The following is a 16488-nucleotide window of genomic DNA, read 5'->3' on the forward strand; positions in this document are numbered from 1 at the left end:
AAAAAGCAGTCGTGAGGAGGGCATCATGAACCAATCCCAGGAGTGGGCGCCGCAGGCAATTCAGGCCGAGGTCGACGCCCTGAAGGACAAGCCCGGCGCCCTACTGCCGATCCTCCACGCCCTTCAGGATCGCATCGGCTTCATCCCCGAGGCAGCGGTGCCCATCATCGCCGATGCCCTCCACCAGACACGTGCCGAAGTGCACGGTGTCATCAGCTTCTACCACCACTTTCGCACCACGCCGCCGGGGCGCCACGTCGTGCAGATCTGCCGTGCCGAGGCGTGTCAGTCGGTAGGGGCGCGCCAGCTCGAAGTCCACGCCAAGGCGCGTTTAGGAGTCGACTACCACCAGACTACGGCGGATCGCGAGATCACCCTCGAAGCCGTTTACTGCCTGGGCAACTGCGCCTGCGGCCCATCGATCCGCGTGGACAACAGCATACGCGGCCGCGTCACGCCGGAAGCCTTCGATGAGTTGATGGATGAGCTACAAACCCGGCCGCTGGAGGTGATGGGATGAGCATTCGCGTTTTTGTCCCCCGCGATACCACCGCGCTTTCACTGGGTGCCGATGTGATCGCCAGCCGACTGATAAGAGAGGCAACCGCACGCGGCCAGTCAATCACGCTGGTACGTAACGGATCCCGCGGTCTTGCTTGGCTTGAGCCGCTGGTGGAAGTGGAAACCCCCATCGGGCGGTTCGCCTACGGCCCGGTAACACCGGGGGATGTAACGACGCTGCTCGACAGCGGCCTACTCGAAGGTAGCGTCAGCCATCCCCTGGCGCTGGGCCCCACGGAAGAGATTGACTACCTTGCCAAGCAGCAGCGCCTGACCTTCGCGCGTATCGGCATTACCGACCCGTTGTCGATTGACGACTATCGCGCCCACAGCGGTTTTTGCGGCCTGGAGGCAGCGCTGCAACGCGAGCCCCAGGACATCGTCGAGGAAGTCAAAGCCTCCGGCCTGCGCGGGCGCGGCGGGGCCGCCTTTCCGACCGGCATCAAGTGGCAGACCGTGCTCGACACGCCCGCCGACCAGAAATATATCGTCTGCAACGCCGACGAAGGCGACTCCGGCACCTTCGCTGACCGGCTAGCGATGGAGTGCGACCCCTACATGCTGATTGAGGGGATGACCATCGCCGGGCTTGCCGTTGAGGCAACCCAGGGCTACATCTACCTGCGCTCGGAGTACCCACTGGCGAAACAGGTGCTCGACGAAGCCATTGCCCGCGCCGAGCAGGCCGGTTACCTGGGCGACAATCTTTGTGGCAGTGGCCGTACCTTCCACCTGGAAGTACGTCTCGGTGCCGGTGCTTATATCTGTGGTGAAGAAACCTCGCTACTCGAAAGCCTCGAAGGCAAGCGGGGCCTGGTGCGTTTCAAGCCACCGCTGCCCGCCATCGAGGGGCTGTTTGGCCGCCCTACGGTGGTCAACAACGTGCTCTCGCTAGCCGCCGTGCCGTTCATTCTGGCTGAAGGCGCCGAGGCCTACGCCAACCACGGTATGGGCCGCTCGCGAGGCACCCTGGCCCTCCAACTGGCGGGCAACGTCAAGCGTGGCGGTCTGGTGGAGCTGGCCTTTGGCACCACCCTGCGCACGCTGATGGAGGAGTTTGGCGGCGGTACGCTCACCGGCAAGCCTTTGCGCGCTGTCCAGGTGGGCGGGCCACTGTGCGCCTACCTGCCCGAAAGCCAGTGGGACATGCCGCTGGATTACGAAACCTTCGCTGAGGTGGGCGCAGGCGTGGGCCACGGCGGCGTGGTGATGTTCGACGAGAGCGTCGATATGGCCGAGCAGGCGCGCTTTTCGATGGAGTTCTGCAAGGTGGAGTCCTGCGGCAAGTGTACGCCCTGCCGAATTGGCTCGACCCGGGGCGTGGAGGTGATCGACCGCATCCGCGCCAATGACAATCGCGAGGCCAACCTCACTCTACTCCACGACCTCTGCGAAACGATGGTGGATGGCTCGCTCTGCGCCATGGGCGGCATGACCCCCTTCCCGGTGCAGAGCGCGCTCAAACACTTCCCCGACGACTTCCAGCGGGCGGCGAACGGAGACAGATCATGATTGAACATTACGATCCACGGCGTCAGGCCAACAGCGTCGATTTTTCCAAGGACTATGGCACGCCCTCCCCCTACCCGGGCGCCGCCACAGTCAACTTGGAGATCGACGGCGTATCCATCAGCGTGCCGGAGGGCACCTCGGTACTGCGCGCCGCGGCGCTGGCGGATATCAACATTCCCAAGCTGTGCGCCACCGATAGCCTCGAGGCGTTCGGCTCTTGCCGCCTGTGCGCCGTGCAGGTAGAGGGGCGCCGGGGCTTTCCCGCCTCGTGCACCACGCCGGTGGTGGAGGGCATGAAGGTGACCACCCAGAACGAGCGACTGGCCAAGCTGCGCCGCAACGTGATGGAGCTGTACATCTCCGACCACCCGCTGGACTGCCTGACCTGCCCGGCCAACGGCGACTGCGAACTGCAGGACATGGCCGGTAGCGTGGGGCTGCGCGAAGTGCGCTATGGCTTTACTGGCGAGAACCACCTGGATGCCGTCAAAGACGAATCCAATCCCTACTTCACCTTCGATCCCAGCAAGTGCATCCTCTGCTCGCGCTGCGTGCGCGCCTGCGACGAAGTCCAGGGCACCTTCGCGCTAACCATCGATGGCCGCGGGTTCGAATCCAAAGTATCAGCAGGCCAGAACGACGCCTTCATGGACTCGGACTGCGTCTCCTGCGGGGCCTGCGTGCAGGCCTGTCCCACGGCCACGCTGATGGAAAAAAGCGTGATCGACCACGGCGTGCCGGATCGCAGCGTAGTCACCACCTGCGCCTACTGCGGCGTGGGCTGCTCGTTTGAAGCCCAGATGAAGGGCGACCAGCTGGTGCGCATGGTGCCCTACAAGGGCGGCGATGCTAACCACGGCCACTCCTGCGTGAAGGGGCGCTTTGCCTTCGGCTACACCACCCACCCGGATCGCCTGACCACGCCGATGATCCGCGACAGCATCGACCAACCCTGGCGGGAAGTCAGTTGGGAAGAAGCCATCACCTTTGCCTCCAGCCGCCTGAAAGCGATTCAGGCCGAGCACGGTCGCGAGAGCATCGGCGGCATTACTTCCTCGCGCTGCACCAACGAAGAGACCTACCTGGTACAGAAACTGATTCGCGCTGCATTCGGCAACAACAACACCGACACCTGCGCGCGGGTCTGCCACTCGCCCACCGGCTACGGCCTGAAGACCACGCTGGGCGAATCGGCGGGCACCCAGACGTTTGATTCAGTGATGAAGGCCGACGCGATCATCGTGATCGGTGCCAACCCCACCGACGCCCACCCGGTGTTCGGCTCAATGATGCGCAAGCGCCTGCGCCAGGGGGCGAAGCTGATCGTCGCCGACCCGCGCCGCATCGACCTGTTGAAAACACCCCACCTGGGCGAGGCCCAGCACCTGCCGCTGCGCCCGGGCACCAACGTGGCGCTGGTCAACGCGCTGGGCCACGTGGTGGTGACCGAAGGTCTGGAAGACAAGGCGTTCGTCGCCAGGCGCTGCGACACCGATGCCTATAACCGATGGCGTGAGTTCATTGCTGAACCGCGCCACTCCCCGGAGGCCAGCGAAGCGATTACCGGCGTGCCCGCCGAGGCCGTGCGTCAGGCAGCCCGTACCTATGCCACGGCAGGCAACGGTGCCATCTACTATGGGCTGGGCGTCACCGAACACAGCCAGGGCTCGACCATGGTAATGGGGATTGCCAACCTGGCCCTGGCCACCGGCAACATTGGCCGCGAAGGCGTGGGCGTGAACCCGCTGCGCGGCCAGAACAACGTCCAGGGTTCCTGTGACATGGGCTCCTTTCCCCACGAGCTGCCAGGCTACCAGCACGTGGCCGACCCCATCGCCCGGGGCCGCTTTGAGTCGGTGTGGGGCGTCAAGCTGGACGACGAGCCGGGGCTGCGCATTCCCAACATGTTCGATGCCGCCATCGAAGGCACCTTTAAAGCGCTTTACGTTCAGGGCGAAGATATCGCCCAGTCCGACCCCAACACCCAGCACGTCGAGGCGGCGCTCACGTCGCTGGACTGCCTGATCGTGCAGGATATTTTCCTCAACGAAACGGCCAAGTTCGCCCACGTGCTGCTGCCGGGTTCAAGCTTTTTGGAGAAGAACGGCACCTTCACCAACGCCGAACGACGTATCAACCGGGTACGCAAGGTAACACCCCCGGTGGCCGGCAAGGAGGATTGGGAAGTCACCCAGGATCTGGCCAACGCGCTGGGCTACCCGATGCACTATACCCATCCGTCCGAAATCATGGACGAGATCGCCCAGTTGACGCCAAGCTTCGCGGGGGTCAGCTACGCCAAGCTGGAGGAGCGCGGCAGCCTGCAGTGGCCCTGCAACGCCGAGTACCCGCTGGGCATGCCGACCATGCACGAGGTCGAGTTCCCCATTGGCCTGGGGCGCTTTGCGATTACCGAGTACGTGGCCACCGAGGAGCGGGCCAACCGCCGCTTCCCGCTGCTGCTCACCACCGGGCGGATTCTCAGCCAGTACAACGTGGGCGCCCAGACCCGGCGCACCGACAACCAGCGCTGGCACGACGAGGACGTGTTGGAGCTACACCCTTCTGACGCCGAGCTGCGCGGCGTGCGTGACGGCGACTGGCTGGGCATCACCAGCCGCTCGGGCCAGACAGTACTTCGCGCGCGACTCAGCGAACGCATGCAGCCTGGGGTGGTCTACACCACCTTCCACCACCCCGGCAGCGGCGCCAACGTTATCACGACGGACAACTCGGACTGGGCCACCAACTGCCCGGAGTACAAGGTCACGGCGGTGCAGGTGGAAAAAGTCAGCCAACCCTCCGCCTGGCAGCAGCGCTTTAGCACTTTCGACCTGATCCAGCGTGACCACCTGGCCAACGCTCATCAGGAGGCGCCATGAGCACCCACCACACCCGCGATGCGGTAGCGCGCCAGCCGGTGGAGGTGCGCCGCGGCGCTAACGGCTGGTACAACGATACCCAGGAGGATCTACTGGCCTTGGAAAGGCCGGTAGCCCTGGTCTACAACGGCATCTCCCATGCGGTGATGATGGCAAGCCCCGCCGACCTTGAGGATTTTGCCCTCGGCTTCAGCCTTTCCGAAGGCATTCTGGCCAGTACCGATGAGTGCTACGACCTTGAGATCCACGAAGCACCTCAGGGCCTCACCGTTCACCTCACCATTGCCAGCCAACGGATGGCTGAGCTCAAACAGCGGCGGCGCAGCCTGACGGGGCGAACCGGCTGCGGCCTGTGCGGCACCGAAGCCCTGGAGCAGGCCATACGCCCGATTCCCCATGTCATGGCGCCGCCGTTGAGTGACGCCGCCATCCAGCGCTCCCTGCAGGAACTATCCGCCCACCAACCGCTGCAAGCGGCCACTGGCGCCAGCCACGGTGCCGCCTGGTGCGATGCGTGGGGGAATATTAAACAACTGCGCGAGGATGTCGGTCGCCACAACGCTCTGGACAAACTGATTGGTGCCCTTGCCCGCGAGGCCAGCCCGCTAGGCGAGGGGTTCGCGCTGGTCACCAGTCGCGCCAGTTATGAGATGGTTCATAAATGCGCCAGTGCCGGCATTGGCGCCCTGGTAGCGGTCTCGGCGGCCACCGCCCTGGCTGTGGAACAGGCCCAGGCGTCAGGGCTGCTGCTGGCAGGCTTTGCTCGGCCCGGTCGCCATTTGATCTACCATCGACCTGCCACGGCGGCAATGGCCACGGCTTAGGAGACACGCAATGTCGTCGCACCACGATACCCACCTGATTCACATGACCAACCAGATCGCCGCTAACCTGGGCGGCGGTCGTGATGAAGAAACAGCGGCAGCGGCCACCTGCCGCCACCTGGAAACCTTCTGGGCACGCTCCATGAAGCATCGCCTGGTCGCCACACTGGAACGCGAGGATGCTGGGCTTTCACCACTGGCAAAACGCGCCGTCACCTTGCTGGCGGAAAGATTGGTCAGGCACCATACCGGATAAACATCGCTGGCGTTAACGCAACGGGGCTTGCCATCTGGCAAGCCCCGTTTTTATGCCCCTATTTCCCAGGCGCTGATATCACAGGCACAGGTAGTGAGCGTTAGAACTCTTCCCACTCATCGGCGGCATGCTTTGCCGGTGAGGGCTTTGAAGATGGCTGTGATGAGGCGTGTGACGAAAGCGCAGGACGCTTCAGTCCGCTATCACCACCCCGTTGCTGAGGCGCCGGAGAAGCTAGCGCTTCGTGCCGCTGCGTAGGCTCATCGTCGCCGAGTACGAAGGAGTTGATTAACTGATTCAGGTGCTCCGCATGGCGGCGCATATTGGCGGCGGCAGTGGTCGACTCTTGCACCATGGCGGCGTTCTGCTGGGTCATGGTGTCCATTTCGGCCACGGCGGTGTTGATCTGGCCAATACCGCTGCTCTGCTCTTTAGCGCCAGCGGTGATCTCACCGATCACATCGGTGACTTTCGCCACGCTGGAGACGATCTCACGCATGGTATCGCCTGCGCTGCGCACCAGCTTCGCGCCGGAGTTAGTGTGCTGAACCGATGCATCGATAAGCGCACGAATCTCTTTGGAAGCATCGCTGGAGCGACTGGCCAGAACCCTAACTTCTTGCGCCACCACGGCAAAGCCGCGGCCATGTTCACCGGCCCTTGCGGCTTCCACCGAGGCATTCAGCGCCAAAATATTGGTTTGGAAGGCAATCGCATCAATCATGCTGATGATGTCGCTAATGCGCGATGCGGAGTCGTTAATATCGCGCATGGTGCTCTCAACCTGCCCCATCGAGGTCTCGCCTTCGCGGGCTACATCGGCAGTCGATTGCACCAGCGTATTGGCCTGCTGGGCATTGTCGGCGCTGTGATTAACCGTCGAGGTGATCTCTTCCATGGAGGCTGAGGTTTGTTGCAGGTTCGCAGCCGCCTGCTCGGTACGGGTGGCAAGCTCATCAGAGCTTTGTGAGATCTCCCCCGCGGCCTGGTGCACACTGAGCGTACTGCGGCGTACATCACGCAGCGTGTCTTGCATACGTGCCACAAAGGCGTTGAACTGAACGCTAAGATCTCCAATCTCATCGCCGCTTTCGACTGTCAAGCGGCGGGTTAGATCACCGCGCCCCTGGGCGATATCGTGCATAGCCGCAGTAGTACGCTTGATCGGCCCCAGCGTGCGACGCACCAAGCCATACGCTACCAGAGCGATGATAATAAACAGCCCCAAGCCCAGCAGAGAGGCAAACATAATATCTTTGCGCAAATCGGCGGCAGCGGCGGCTTCCACCTCGGCAATGGTGTCGTCAACATCGGTAACGTAAACACCGGCACCAATCAGCCAGCCCCATTTTTCAAGGCGATCAACGTAGGAGTGCTTGGGCTCAATTCTGTCGGTACCTGGGTAATCCCACATATAGCTATAGAAGCCCCCGCCGCTTTGAGCGACCTTAATGATCTCGCGAATCAGATAAGTGCCATCAGGGGTTTGCGCGTCGATCATGTTGGTACCTTCACGCTCTGGCGCAGGTGCCGTGACGATATTGTTACCGTCATAGTCGTAGATAAAAATGTAGTTGTTGTCTTCAAAGCGCATGGAGCGCACCAGCTCCGCTACCCGCTGCTTGGCGGCCTCGTCGTTGGCACCGGCCTGTTCGTAAATAGGCGCGATGGCGGTGGTAGCAATTTCGACGATGTCGCGCACCGCGTTGCGGCGCTCTTCAATCATCATTTCGCGCTGGCTTGCCAACGTTTCGCGGGTGTCTTGGGCGTTGCTGTAGGCTTTAAACCCGACCAGCACAACCGTCACTAATAGAAGGGGGAGCAGTACAAGCATCAGCACCTTGGTTTGTAAACCAAGGGTTCGTTTGGGAGCAGAAGGAGTGGCCATTTGTGAGCAAGTTCCAGAGTCAGTCTTGAGTGAATAGTTTTTAGTAGTTATAGGGGCCTTATCGGCTTAAAATGCACAAACTTTAACCAGTTTTTTTGTTTTTTCACTTAATATTCAAATAATTAGCAATTAATAATTAGGTTCATAACCTAAGTTAAGGTTATTCAAGGAGTAAAGGTCCAAGGTGGAGGTGTGGTGGCCAGGGATGGCCCGTTTTAGCATGAAGCTAAACCACGAACTTCGGTTGCCCTGACCTTCCTACCGCCTGGTCAGGGCGACCTTTTTGTTTGCAAGGCGGTTGTTTAGTTCCTGCCTTTTACTACTCTCTCTCCTAAAGCCAAATCAGACAATTCGTGACTTCCTTGTTATTTGCTATCGCCATCAGCGTATCATGGCGATAGGGCCTGATGTCCAAGGAGAATAGCAAGCATGGTTCGAAACCACCCCTTTATTAGCGCTGTCTTGCTCCTGCTCCCTCGGCTGGCTCACTTTGCTTGGCGCGTATTACGCAATTTCCTGAAAAATCACGGTGTCCTGCTGGCAGGCGGAGTGGGTTACAACATCCTGCTCTCTATCGTGCCGCTTTTTGCCGTGCTCGTTGTGCTGTTAACCCAAGTGGTGGATCAGCAACATCTACTCAATGTGCTGGCCGTACAGGCGCGCCATATGGCGCCTGCCCATGCCGAGGTGTTGCTAGAAGCCGTTCGCAGCCTGCTGGATTCTCGGGATGTGATCGGCATTCTGAGCTTTCCCATTCTGCTCCTGTTCAGCTCATTTGCCTTTCGTATGCTCGAAGACGCTCTGGCAATCATTTTCCATGCGCCAGATAGCCCGCATATCAAGCGCAGCGTTTGGGTTTCGGTGATGTTGCCCTATGCCTTTATGGTGGTACTTGGGGCGGCGCTGATGGTTCTCACACTGGTGGTCACTCTGGCCAGTTCGCTCAACACACTGGTAATGCTGCTATTTGAACGGGAACTGCCGCTGGCGGGGTTTTCAGAGCCGGTGCTTAACCTGGCCAGTTTCACTGGTGTGTTCTTGCTGTTCAGCGCTATCTACAAAGTGCTGCCGGTGGTGCGCATCGCCTTACGCCGGGCGATCGTAGGAGGCTTTGTGGCAGCACTGCTGTGGGAGGGGGTTCGGCTGTTGTTGGTTTACTATTTCGCTAATCTCTCGTTCGTCAACGCCGTTTATGGCTCGCTGGCGGCGCTGGTAGTAGTACTGATTAGCCTGGAAGTGGGCGCCATCATTTTACTGTTGGGCGCCCAGGTGATAGCCGAACTGGAACGTAATACCCGCCTTGGCCTGCCCTGGCACGTCGACCCCAATCGCCAGCCGATTACGCGGGTCAATTGACGTTAGCTAGCGGCCACTTCGGCCTGCGGACGCCGCTCATCAAGCATCCCTTTATCGAGAATAAAGCGGATGATCTCCTCAAGCCCTACCCCGTCATACAGATTGGTAAATACGAAAGGGCGTTCGCCGCGCATTTTCTTCGAGTCGCGCTCCATCACGTCTAAAGAAGCGTGAACATACTCGGCGATATCGATTTTATTAATGATCAGCAGGTCTGATTTGGTGATGCCCGGCCCGCCTTTACGAGGAATTTTGTCCCCGGCAGAAACATCGATCACATAGAGCGTCAGGTCGGAGAGCTCGGGGCTAAAGGTGGCCGATAGGTTGTCGCCGCCCGACTCCACCATGACCAGTTCCAGCTTCGGGTGACGAGTCTGAAGCTCATCGATGGCCGCCAGGTTCATCGAGGCGTCTTCGCGAATCGCGGTATGCGGGCAACCGCCGGTCTCCACGCCCAGAATACGATCCGCCGGCAGCGCATCGTGCTTGAGCAAAAAATCGGCGTCTTCGCGGGTGTAGATGTCGTTGGTGACCACGGCGATATCGTAGTAATCGCGCAGCGCTAAACAGAGTTGCTTGAGCAGTGCAGTTTTACCGGATCCAACCGGGCCACCCACGCCAACGCGTAAACAGTGAGTCATTGTTCTCTCCTCAATCGATAAGCTGATTAACTTCTAAGCTAGTTAACGTCTAAACCTTTAACTTCTAAACAGGCGCGAATACTGGGTTTCGTGTAGCGCACTGGCCAGGGCCAATCCAGGTAGCACCGGGCCTAGTTCTTCATCCTCAAGCACCAGCGCCTGATTAACGGCATTTACTAGCGCTGGGCGCAGTTGTTCAATTACTCGCTGGGCAGCCGTATGCCCTAGCGGCAAAGCTTTACAGGCCACCGCTAGTTGGTTTTCCAGCCAGGCCCAGGCAAAGCCCAGCAGGGTTTGGCGTACAGACACGCCACGAGTGTGCGCCGTATAGGCAAAGAGTGTCACATAGCCAGCATGAGACGGTAGCAAGGGCAGTAGTAAGCCCTCACTTGGCATCAAGTCTAGGCTTTTCAACAGGCGCTTAAGCGAGGCGCCCAGGCGGCTATCTTCCGCGGCGAGCTCGGCGGTTTCCCGGGTGGCGGCCAGCCACTCGTCCCACTCACCAATTGATTGGCGATCTGCTTGGCTAAACGCTTCGTGCAACCGCGCCAGCACCGGCAGTTCGCAGCGGGTTAAGCCATCTTCCAGCACGCCGTTTAGCCACTCGGCAAGGCTCGCTTCATCGCGCACCCAGTCCAGCTCAAAGGCGCTTTCCAGGCCTTGTGAGAAGGCAAAGGCGCCAATCGGCAGCGCAGGGCTCACCAACTGCATCAGCCCCAGCAGCGCGAGTTCATCACTTTGGCTTTCTAGCGCGGCGAGTTCAGTGGGCATGGTGATGCTCATGCGAGTGGTCGTGGTCGTGGTCGTGGTCGTGGTCGTGGTCGTGTGAATGATCGTGAGGATGGCCATGACCATGTGAATGAGAGTGCCCGCCACCCACTTGGTTATAAGCGCCTGGTTCCGGGTCGAAGGTGGCGTTGTGGTGCTCTAGTTCTGCACCTAACAGCTCGGCGAGCTCTTCCAGCACATGATCCGGCGGGAAGCGCACCCAGCCGCCGTTGTCATCTTCCCCCAGCGCCAGCTGCACGTGGCGATTACCCAGATGGTAGGCCAGCCTCGCCAGCGGTAAGCCAGTACTCACTCGCGCGGTAACCACCGGTTCTACGGCGGCGCAGACGCGTACCACTTCGCCGCTTTCGGCTTTCAGGCCCTCACCGCTGCGCAGCACCGGGCCACGATCCAGAAACAGCCCCAGCTCGCGACCGCTATCGCTTTGGGCTTTTAAGCGCCCGCGAATACGTAGCTCAAAGGGCAGCGTGAGTGTGTCGCTAGCGACGCTCTCCTCCACTGGCCCTAAACGTTCTATTAGTCTCAGCATTAATATCGTCCCCTTGAAATGGGTTGTCAGGCTGGAAGCCAAAATAGTCGCGAGCTAAAGCTACCTCCCACAGTTGCAACTATCAGGCTGACAGAAATAACTCCATCTTGATTGACGTTGTGGGAGGCCGCTTTAGCGGGCGAATGGTGCCGCAGGCACCCCGGTTATCAGGCTGAAAGCCTCAATCGTCGCGAGCTAAAGCTACCTCCCACAGGTGTCACCATCAGGCTGTCAGACATAGTTCCACACTGAGTAACGACAAAGTTGTATAAGTCACCCGGCTACCCTTTCAGTGGAAGTGGCAATCCGCAGGTTCAAAACAAGTGATAACGCTGAGCCAGCGGCAGTTCAGTGGCGGGCTCGCAGGTTAAAATTTCACCATCGCAGCGCACTTCGTAGGTTTGCGGGTCGACGGTGAGTTCTGGGCAGGCATCGTTTAGCTTCATATCCTGCTTGCGCACCTGGCGCACGTTTTTGCACGCCGCGAGTTCGCTATTTAGCCCCAGTTTCTCTTTGATACCCGCATCCAGCGCGGCCTGGCTGACAAAGCTGAGCCGGGTTTGACTTGCCGCACGGCCAAAAGCACCGAACATATAGCGGTAATGCACCGGCTGCGGCGTAGGAATCGAGGCGTTAGGGTCGCCCATGGGCGCTGCCGCAATCATGCCGCCTTTGATCATCATCGCCGGTTTCACGCCAAAGAAGGCCGGCTTCCAAAGCACCAGATCCGCCAGCTTACCCACTTCGATGGAACCAACTTCGTGGGCGATGCCGTGGGTGATCGCCGGGTTAATGGTGTACTTGGCAATATAGCGCTTGGCGCGAAGGTTATCGGCGCCCAGGGCTTCATCTTCCGGCAGCAGGCCGCGCTGTACCTTCATTTTATGGGCGGTTTGCCAGGTGCGGCAGACCACTTCGCCTACCCGCCCCATCGCTTGGGAGTCCGAGGCGATCATCGAGATCACGCCCAGGTCGTGGAGGATATCCTCGGCGGCGATGGTTTCCCGGCGAATGCGTGAGTCGGCGAAGGCCACATCTTCGGGGATATTGGGATCCAGGTGGTGGCACACCATCAGCATATCGAGGTGTTCGTCGATGGTGTTGACCGTGTAGGGCCGCGTTGGGTTAGTGGATGACGGCAGCACGTAGGCTTTCGAGCAGGCGGTGAGGATATCTGGGGCGTGGCCGCCGCCCGCGCCTTCGGTGTGGTAGGTGTGGATGCAGCGCTCTTTGAACGCGGCCAGGGTGTCTTCCACAAAGCCCGATTCGTTCAGGGTATCGGTGTGGATCGCCACCTGCACATCGTAGGCATCCGCCACGTTGAGGCAGTTGTTGATTGAGGCGGGTGTGGTGCCCCAATCTTCGTGCAGTTTGAGGCCCATGGCACCCGCTTGGAGCTGGAGCTCCAGGGATTCGGGCAGGCTGGCGTTACCTTTGCCCAGAAAGCCGATATTCATGGGCATATCGTCGACCGCCTGGAGCATTTTGCCAATGTGCCAGGGGCCGGGGGTGCAGGTGGTAGCGTTGGTGCCAGTCGCCGGGCCGGTGCCGCCGCCGAGCATGGTGGTGACACCGCTCATAAGCGCTTCTTCGACCTGCTGAGGGCAGATAAAGTGAATATGGGAATCGATACCGCCCGCGGTCAGGATCTTGCCTTCGCCGGAGATGATTTCGGTGCCGGGGCCAATGACGATTTCAACATCAGGCTGTACGTCAGGATTGCCCGCCTTGCCAATCGCGGCGATGCGGCCGTTTTGAATGCCCACGTCGGCTTTGACGATACCCCACCAGTCTAGAATCAGTGCGTTGGTAATCACGGTATCCATGACCGTGTCGTCAGCGCGCTGACTTTGACCCATGCCGTCGCGGATGACCTTGCCGCCGCCGAATTTTACTTCATCGCCATAGTGGGTAGCGTCTTTTTCGACTTCAATCCAAAGCTCGGTATCGCCCAGGCGCACACGGTCGCCCACCGTGGGGCCGTACATATCGGCGTAGGCTTGCCGACTGATCTTGTTAACCGGTTTCATTGTTTACCTCCATCGAGCGCACCCATAACATCGCCACGGAAGCCGTAAATTTCCCGCTTGCCCACATAGGGAATCAGCGTGACTTCGCGGGTCTGGCCGGGCTCAAAGCGAATTGCCGTGCCTGCGGCCACGTCCAGGCGAAAGCCTCGGGTTTTGTCGCGATCAAACACCAGCGCCGGGTTGGCTTCGGCGAAGTGGTAGTGGGAGCCGATCTGGATCGGACGGTCGCCGGTATTGGCCACCTCGACGCTAATCCGCTCACGCCCCGCGCACAGCTCGATTTCACCTTCTTTTAACTTGTACTCACCGGGAATCATTTGGTTGCTCCTTTCAATCGCCCCTCAAACAATAGGCGTATGGACAGTGACCAGCTTGGTGCCGTCGGGGAAAGTGGCTTCCACCTGCACTTCGTCGACCATCTCGGCGACGCCGTCCATCACATCCTCACGGCTAAGGATCTCGCGGCCATAGCTCATTAAGTCCGCCACGCTGCGGCCATCCCGGGCGCCTTCCATAATCTCGAAGCTGATCAGCGCCACCGCTTCCGGGTAGCTGAGCTTTAAACCACGCGCCTTGCGGCGCTCCGCCAGTTGGGCGGCGGAGAACAGCAGCAGTTTGTCTTTGTCTCTCGGGGTTAATTCCATGGAACGTGTCTCCAGCAGGGCATCGCAGTGATGCCAATTAGGTTAGCCAAATTCGTGGTGTATGCGCTTCACGCTCGATCCACCGGGGGCGCAGCAGTTGCCAGGCCTGTTCGCATAACGCCCAGGCTTCGTTGCGCGAGTTGCCCAAATAGCGCAGCAGCAGAACACCGTGGCGGACGGTAACAGCCCAGTGCGGGTTATCCGGCAGCGCTTCACGCAAGGCTTCAATGGCCGCAGGCGCGTCGGCAATCCCCACCGCCCAGAGCGTGGCCTGCACCGTGGCACCGCCCTGACCCCAGCGCCCGGCAAAGCGTGGGTGTAGTGGGTCTAGCGGCTGGCGCTCTAGCCACAACGGCTTGCCATCCAGGGTTAAGCGGAAGTGCTGCTCAATGCGCCCGGAAACATAGGGTAAGTCGCTAGCGGGGCGGCCTAGCGCCATCACTTCCCAGCCCAGGCAGCGAGCGCTGCCGTGAAGATCAATTTGGGTGCGCTGCTCGCCCTTGGAGCCATCAAAGGCGATGGTCTCCTGAGGTAGCCATTCAAGTGTCGCGTCATCTTCAACGCTCAACCGGGTGTGCTGCGTCCAGGCCACGCCCTGGCTGTCGGCTTTATAGAGTTTATTGGCGGCCGGGGTCGTCAGGAGCGCATGGGCACCGCTCTCTACATGAGCACTAATGGTAAGCGCATCGCCGCTGACTAATCCGCCAGGCGGGTGAAGCACATAAACATGGCAAGCCTCACTACGCCCTTCGGGATAGAAAGGGCGCTGCACCCGCAGCGGCCCCTGATGGCGCGCCTGCACCATGCGAGTGGCGCCGTCGCGATGGGCAAAGGTGAGCGCTAACGAAGCCGCCCAGTGGCGGCCTGCATCGAAGCGGTGGCCGGAGGCAATGTGTGGTTTGGCGAGTTCGCACAGGATCATGGGTTGCTATCGCTTCCTTTTCACTAAGCCTTTAACTTATAGAAGCAATTAATGCGCCAAAATGGTGAAAAGCCCTACTGTGCGGTCAATGGTATGGATGAAAGGCGATGACTGGCAGTGCTACGCACCCGCGCGCACCAAAACGGCGCGAAAACAGACCTTTAATGCACCAAATAAATGCATTCGCTGCTGTTTTAGCGCTCAGCCTGCACTCACTCTTCACACCATTACTGCACAACGACCCGGTCACGCCCACCGCGCTTAGCTTCATAAAGGGCTTGATCAGCCCGCTGCAGGGAGTGGTGATAGTCCGGATGGCCATCGTGAAGCGTTACACCCACGCTAACCGTCACGTTAAGCAGCGTATCGGCACCGGCGAGCATCGGCTCCTTAGCCACCGATTGGCGCAAACGCTCAGCAAATAACCGGCTGCCGTCGTGGTCAGTATTGACCAGTACAATCAAAAACTCCTCGCCACCCATGCGAAACACGTAATCTCCCCCACGGGTGGAGCGATCAAGGATGCTTGCCACCTGCTGCAGTACGTTGTCGCCAGCGTCATGCCCATGGGTATCGTTGATCGATTTGAAGTGATCGATATCGACCATCAACAGCGCAAAGCAGTGCTCCGAGTGGCGGGCAATGTCTATTTCGCGGCTAAGCACCACTGACAAAAACTTGCGGTTGAGTAACCGGGTCAAGCTGTCGCGTCCTGCGTCCAAACCTGAGGCGCGCTGCAACACATCGTCGAGTAGCATCAACACCGTACGGGCAGCGTCACGAATCTCGCCGAGTGCTTTCAGCCGCTGGCTAGGATCTTCATGAAGCAGCACTTCCAGCCATTCACAATCCACTTGCTTTATATGACGTGAGATAGTGGCAATTTCCGGCGCGCCCTCAAACGCATGGCAAGCTTTATGTAAGTACCACAGCCCAAAATCGGAATTCGATAACCGCGGCAGCGTGGCGATATCCTGCTGGGCGGCGACGGCAAACATCAGTGCGTTTTCCCAGTTCAGCAGCGCCGAACGCTGGCGTTCACGCTCGTCGCCAATGTTCTGGGTGAGTGAAAACAGCTTGTACGCTTCTTCAGTGCGCGCATTACGGTCACTGGCCACCGAGTAGGCGTGGCTCATGATTTCCATGGCCATATCGATATGGTCGGAGACGTACACCGACGCATCCCCAGGCGATAGCGGGCTTTTGAACGTGGCGTTGATCTGCTCATAAAACGCCTGCTTAAGCTGCCGTGCTCCGCTTAGCACCAGGTTGACCGGTATATCGATACGGGCATGCACCTGCCCCACTTTTTCCTGCTGCTCAACCAGGGACTCAAAATCGGCGTGCTCGACGGCAAACATGGCCTTCAGCCAGCGCTGCATTGAGGGGTGTAAACGCTGCTCCACTTGAGCGTTGGAGAGGAACAGCGAAGCATGGGGGTCTTCCAGCATCACCCGATAAAAGTGGTCAGCAAAGTTTTGGCCGTGGTGCTCTACCAACGTCTCTATTGCTTGCCGCAACGGTTTGGGCGTGCGCTCCAGAAGCGTCTGCCACTCGGCGGCGAGCTGATGTTTATCTTTATAGCGCATACCCACCTGCTTCTTATTGCGAAATCAATCAATGTTACAGGCAAAAAATCGCCTGCAACCGGACA

At 59.7% G+C, this 16488-nt stretch carries 15 protein-coding genes; 6 read left to right on the plus strand and 9 right to left on the minus strand.

Going from position 1 to position 16488, the window contains the following annotated elements:
• Positions 1-25 precede the first annotated feature (25 nt).
• From SR894_RS20490 to SR894_RS20510, 5 genes are read left to right on the plus strand one after another with little or no spacing between them, the layout of a single operon-like run.
• Entirely contained in the window at positions 26-520 is a 495-nt protein-coding gene (locus SR894_RS20490) for a formate dehydrogenase subunit gamma (protein WP_133731807.1), read from the plus strand.
• On the plus strand, positions 517-2073 hold the full coding sequence (locus SR894_RS20495; RefSeq protein ID WP_133731808.1) for a formate dehydrogenase beta subunit: 1557 nt from the start codon (positions 517-519) through the stop codon (positions 2071-2073). The genes SR894_RS20490 and SR894_RS20495 overlap by 4 nt, the downstream gene beginning before the upstream one ends.
• Entirely contained in the window at positions 2070-4955 is a 2886-nt protein-coding gene (gene fdhF / locus SR894_RS20500) for a formate dehydrogenase subunit alpha (RefSeq protein ID WP_133731809.1), read from the plus strand. The genes SR894_RS20495 and fdhF overlap by 4 nt, the downstream gene beginning before the upstream one ends.
• Positions 4952-5779 (plus strand): formate dehydrogenase accessory sulfurtransferase FdhD, encoded by an 828-nt coding sequence (gene fdhD / locus SR894_RS20505; protein ID WP_133731810.1) that lies wholly within the window; start codon positions 4952-4954, stop codon positions 5777-5779. The genes fdhF and fdhD overlap by 4 nt, the downstream gene beginning before the upstream one ends.
• Positions 5780-5789: 10 nt before the next feature.
• On the plus strand, positions 5790-6035 hold the full coding sequence (locus SR894_RS20510; RefSeq protein ID WP_133731811.1) for a formate dehydrogenase subunit delta: 246 nt from the start codon (positions 5790-5792) through the stop codon (positions 6033-6035).
• Positions 6036-6135: 100 nt separating this feature from the next.
• Here SR894_RS20510 and SR894_RS20515 read toward each other — a convergent pair whose 3' ends face one another.
• Positions 6136-7923: a methyl-accepting chemotaxis protein gene (locus SR894_RS20515; RefSeq protein ID WP_133731812.1), complete on the minus strand. Its 1788-nt coding sequence runs from the start codon at positions 7921-7923 to the stop codon at positions 6136-6138.
• 429 nt (positions 7924-8352) lie between these two features.
• Here SR894_RS20515 and SR894_RS20520 point away from each other — a divergent pair, with 429 nt between their 5' ends.
• Positions 8353-9279: a YihY/virulence factor BrkB family protein gene (locus SR894_RS20520; RefSeq protein WP_133731813.1), complete on the plus strand. Its 927-nt coding sequence runs from the start codon at positions 8353-8355 to the stop codon at positions 9277-9279.
• 2 nt (positions 9280-9281) lie between these two features.
• On the opposite strand, the gene ureG is transcribed toward SR894_RS20520, so the two are convergent.
• From ureG to SR894_RS20560, 8 genes are all read right to left on the minus strand, one after another.
• Entirely contained in the window at positions 9282-9920 is a 639-nt protein-coding gene (gene ureG, locus SR894_RS20525; RefSeq protein WP_133731814.1) for an urease accessory protein UreG, read from the minus strand.
• A 57-nt stretch (positions 9921-9977) separates the two neighbouring features.
• Positions 9978-10691 carry an urease accessory protein UreF gene (locus SR894_RS20530; RefSeq protein ID WP_133731815.1) on the minus strand — a complete coding sequence of 238 codons (714 nt, stop codon included), beginning with the start codon at positions 10689-10691 and terminating at the stop codon, positions 9978-9980.
• A complete protein-coding gene (gene ureE / locus SR894_RS20535; RefSeq protein WP_223288730.1) occupies positions 10681-11238 on the minus strand; it encodes an urease accessory protein UreE in 558 nt (185 codons plus the stop codon). Before ureE ends, SR894_RS20530 begins: the two co-directional genes overlap by 11 nt.
• Positions 11239-11552: 314 nt before the next feature.
• The gene (gene ureC / locus SR894_RS20540) at positions 11553-13268 is read right to left on the minus strand and encodes an urease subunit alpha (protein ID WP_133731817.1); all 1716 of its coding nucleotides are present in this window, start codon (positions 13266-13268) and stop codon (positions 11553-11555) included.
• Entirely contained in the window at positions 13265-13585 is a 321-nt protein-coding gene (locus SR894_RS20545; RefSeq protein WP_133731818.1) for an urease subunit beta, read from the minus strand. Before SR894_RS20545 ends, ureC begins: the two co-directional genes overlap by 4 nt.
• Before the next feature lie 24 nt (positions 13586-13609).
• Positions 13610-13912, minus strand: coding sequence for an urease subunit gamma (locus SR894_RS20550; protein WP_133731819.1), 303 nt, complete (start codon positions 13910-13912; stop codon positions 13610-13612).
• A 37-nt stretch (positions 13913-13949) separates the two neighbouring features.
• Positions 13950-14834: an urease accessory protein UreD gene (locus SR894_RS20555; protein WP_133731820.1), complete on the minus strand. Its 885-nt coding sequence runs from the start codon at positions 14832-14834 to the stop codon at positions 13950-13952.
• Between the two features lie 227 nt (positions 14835-15061).
• Positions 15062-16423 carry a diguanylate cyclase gene (locus SR894_RS20560; protein ID WP_133731821.1) on the minus strand — a complete coding sequence of 454 codons (1362 nt, stop codon included), beginning with the start codon at positions 16421-16423 and terminating at the stop codon, positions 15062-15064.
• Positions 16424-16488 lie beyond the last annotated feature (65 nt).

Origin of the sequence: Vreelandella neptunia (assembly GCF_034479615.1) — a bacterium.
Classification (GTDB): domain Bacteria; phylum Pseudomonadota; class Gammaproteobacteria; order Pseudomonadales; family Halomonadaceae; genus Vreelandella; species Vreelandella neptunia.

Coding starts and splice junctions, on each gene's coding strand:
- SR894_RS20515 (WP_133731812.1), bottom strand. CDS start 7,923: ATGGCCACTCCTTCTGCTCCCAAACGAACCCTTGGTTTACAAACCAAG.
- ureE (WP_223288730.1), bottom strand. CDS start 11,238: ATGCTGAGACTAATAGAACGTTTAGGGCCAGTGGAGGAGAGCGTCGCT.
- ureC (WP_133731817.1), bottom strand. CDS start 13,268: ATGAAACCGGTTAACAAGATCAGTCGGCAAGCCTACGCCGATATGTAC.
- SR894_RS20555 (WP_133731820.1), bottom strand. CDS start 14,834: ATGATCCTGTGCGAACTCGCCAAACCACACATTGCCTCCGGCCACCGC.
- SR894_RS20560 (WP_133731821.1), bottom strand. CDS start 16,423: ATGCGCTATAAAGATAAACATCAGCTCGCCGCCGAGTGGCAGACGCTT.
- SR894_RS20520 (WP_133731813.1), top strand. CDS start 8,353: ATGGTTCGAAACCACCCCTTTATTAGCGCTGTCTTGCTCCTGCTCCCT.
- SR894_RS20545 (WP_133731818.1), bottom strand. CDS start 13,585: ATGATTCCCGGTGAGTACAAGTTAAAAGAAGGTGAAATCGAGCTGTGC.
- fdhD (WP_133731810.1), top strand. CDS start 4,952: ATGAGCACCCACCACACCCGCGATGCGGTAGCGCGCCAGCCGGTGGAG.
- SR894_RS20490 (WP_133731807.1), top strand. CDS start 26: ATGAACCAATCCCAGGAGTGGGCGCCGCAGGCAATTCAGGCCGAGGTC.
- SR894_RS20530 (WP_133731815.1), bottom strand. CDS start 10,691: ATGCCCACTGAACTCGCCGCGCTAGAAAGCCAAAGTGATGAACTCGCG.
- SR894_RS20495 (WP_133731808.1), top strand. CDS start 517: ATGAGCATTCGCGTTTTTGTCCCCCGCGATACCACCGCGCTTTCACTG.
- ureG (WP_133731814.1), bottom strand. CDS start 9,920: ATGACTCACTGTTTACGCGTTGGCGTGGGTGGCCCGGTTGGATCCGGT.
- fdhF (WP_133731809.1), top strand. CDS start 2,070: ATGATTGAACATTACGATCCACGGCGTCAGGCCAACAGCGTCGATTTT.
- SR894_RS20510 (WP_133731811.1), top strand. CDS start 5,790: ATGTCGTCGCACCACGATACCCACCTGATTCACATGACCAACCAGATC.
- SR894_RS20550 (WP_133731819.1), bottom strand. CDS start 13,912: ATGGAATTAACCCCGAGAGACAAAGACAAACTGCTGCTGTTCTCCGCC.